This window comes from Chromohalobacter sp. 296-RDG, assembly GCF_029889885.1.
Classification (GTDB): domain Bacteria; phylum Pseudomonadota; class Gammaproteobacteria; order Pseudomonadales; family Halomonadaceae; genus Chromohalobacter.
Window position 1 is genome coordinate 1 of the sequence record NZ_JARANY010000155.1, and the last position, 2040, is coordinate 2040.

The window sequence follows — 2040 nt, forward strand, 5'->3', positions numbered from 1 at the left end:
CATCGATGGCAAGCGAATCCACTTGAACGGCGTCGGCGAGCCGCTGGCGCTGAAGGCGGCGATGCAGGTGGGCGCGGAGCTGGCGAGTTTGCCGGTGCCGCTGGAGACGGATGCGCCGGGTCATCATATCCAGGCGATGCTGACCACGCATGGCTGGGAAGATCTCGCGACCTGGTTGGGGGCGTCTTTGGAGGCATCGCATGACCAGCTTTGGCGGGCGCCGAGTACGTCGGAAGGTTGGGCACGGGTACTGGCGTTGGCGCTGGGAGCGGCTCCTCGAGGGAGCCATGTCGTGACGACGGCGCTGGCTTCCGCCGAGGAGATGACCGCCATCGCGTTGCATGCCAGGCAGCGGGCGTTGAGCAGTGCGACGGTGCCGGTCAATCCGCTGACCGGTCGGTTGGAAGTGGCGGAGTATGCTCACTGCGTGACGCCGGAGACACGCGTTGCGACGCTCGTGCATACCTGCCCTTTCACCGGCATGCGCCAGGATGTGGCGGCGATTGCGCGCGCTATACACAAGGTGGCGCCGGCGTGTTTCATTCTGGTCATGGGGGAACATCATGCCGCGCATGCGCCGCTTACGGTGGCGCATTGGGAAATCGATGCGTATGTGGTGGGGGCGGAGGCGATCTTCTGTCGCCCGCGGCAGGGATTTGTATGGCTATCGCGGCGTTTGTCACTGGCCATGCGCGGCACGCCGCCGAGCGGCTTGATGGCGCCGCATAGCGGTGAGGAGCCCACGGCGCTGGCGAGCATTACCGAGTGGGTGGCGTATCTCGATTGGCTGGGCACGCATTTCACCGGCCCCCCGGCCCGGCGTTCCCGTTTAAAGGCGGCGGGCGATGCCATTCAGGCCCATGAGCGGGCGTTGCTGAACCGGCTATTGCATGGCTTTCCCGAGGCACCGGCGACGCCAGAGGCAAGTGCATCGCCCACCTCGCTGTGGCGATGCGGTTTGCACGGCCATCCACGTGTGCGGGTGATCGGCGCGCCGCATGCGTTATGGCGGGACGGCACGGTGACATTCGATGTCCGCGGAATCGAAGCGTGGAAGGTGGTGCAGTGGCTCGCGGCAACCGGCATCGCCGCCCAGCTTTTATCTTCGCCCCAGGCGGTGCGCGCTCTCGCGCCGTTTGGGTATAAGGCCGCGACGCGTTTATCCGTCAGCCATTACAACAGTGAAGAAGAGATCGCGACCTGCCTGCAGACGCTGGAGCCCTTGCTGGAACGGCCGGAGGAAACGCGGAGGTAAGGCTGAGAGCCACGAGCGGCGAGCCGCGGGCTTCGAGCTGCGGGCTGCGGGCTGCGGGCTGCGGGCTGCGGGCTTGCAATAATGCAACTATATTTAGTCGCAAAAATGCCATGATCAACCTGCACAAGCCGCATCCAGGTAACGAATTGAAGGCCTACGCCAAGCGCCAAGTCATCGAGCAGCTACGCTCAGGAGGGCTGATCTAATGGAAAAACTCTTGAAGTACCGGGGCTACTACGGCTCCCTCGAGGCCAGCACCGAAGACAACTGCCTGTTCGGCAAGCTACAGTTCGTTCGCGCCCTGGTCAGTTACGAAGGCGAGACGGTGGCGGAGCTGGAAGCCGCGTTCCGTGAAGCTGTCGATGACTATCTCGCTACCTGCGAGCAACTCGGTGAGGCGCCCGAGACTCCGTGCAAGGGCTCCTTCAACGTGCGCGTCGGCCACGACCTGCACCTGGCCGCTGCCGTTTCAGCCTCGCAACACGGCATCTCGCTCAACGACCTCACCCGCCAGGCGCTGAACGACTACCTGCAACAGCATCCCTGACTGCCGGATACTTCGAGCTTCGGGCTTCGGACCTCGAGCGCCAGGTTCGGGGCGCTGTGAAGAGCGGCTTCGAGCTTCGGGCTTCGGACTTCGGACCTCGAGCGCCAGGTTCGGGGCGCTATGAAGAGCGGCTTCGGGCTTCGGGCTTCGGGCTTCGGGCTTCGGGCTTCGGGCTTCGGGCTTCGGGCTTCGGGCTTCGGGGCGCCCGGCGGAGGGCTTCGGGCAGCGGGCGGCGGCA

The 2040-nt window shown here is 65.0% G+C and carries 2 protein-coding genes; both read left to right on the forward strand.

All coding sequences use genetic code 11. The features are described from left to right. Nucleotides 1-1255: aminotransferase class V-fold PLP-dependent enzyme (locus tag OP495_RS17365; protein ID WP_280570999.1), on the forward strand; the 1255-nt coding region annotated here is incomplete at its 5' end. 205 nt (nucleotides 1256-1460) lie between these two features. Beyond that, nucleotides 1461-1802: a type II toxin-antitoxin system HicB family antitoxin gene (locus tag OP495_RS17370; RefSeq protein WP_280565422.1), complete on the forward strand. Its 342-nt coding sequence runs from the start codon at nucleotides 1461-1463 to the stop codon at nucleotides 1800-1802. The last annotated feature ends 238 nt before the right edge of the window (nucleotides 1803-2040 follow it).

What these genes read in the sequence shown, in the direction of transcription:
- OP495_RS17370 (WP_280565422.1), top strand. Translation starts at nt 1,461, where the DNA reads ATGGAAAAACTCTTGAAGTACCGGGGCTACTACGGCTCCCTCGAGGCC.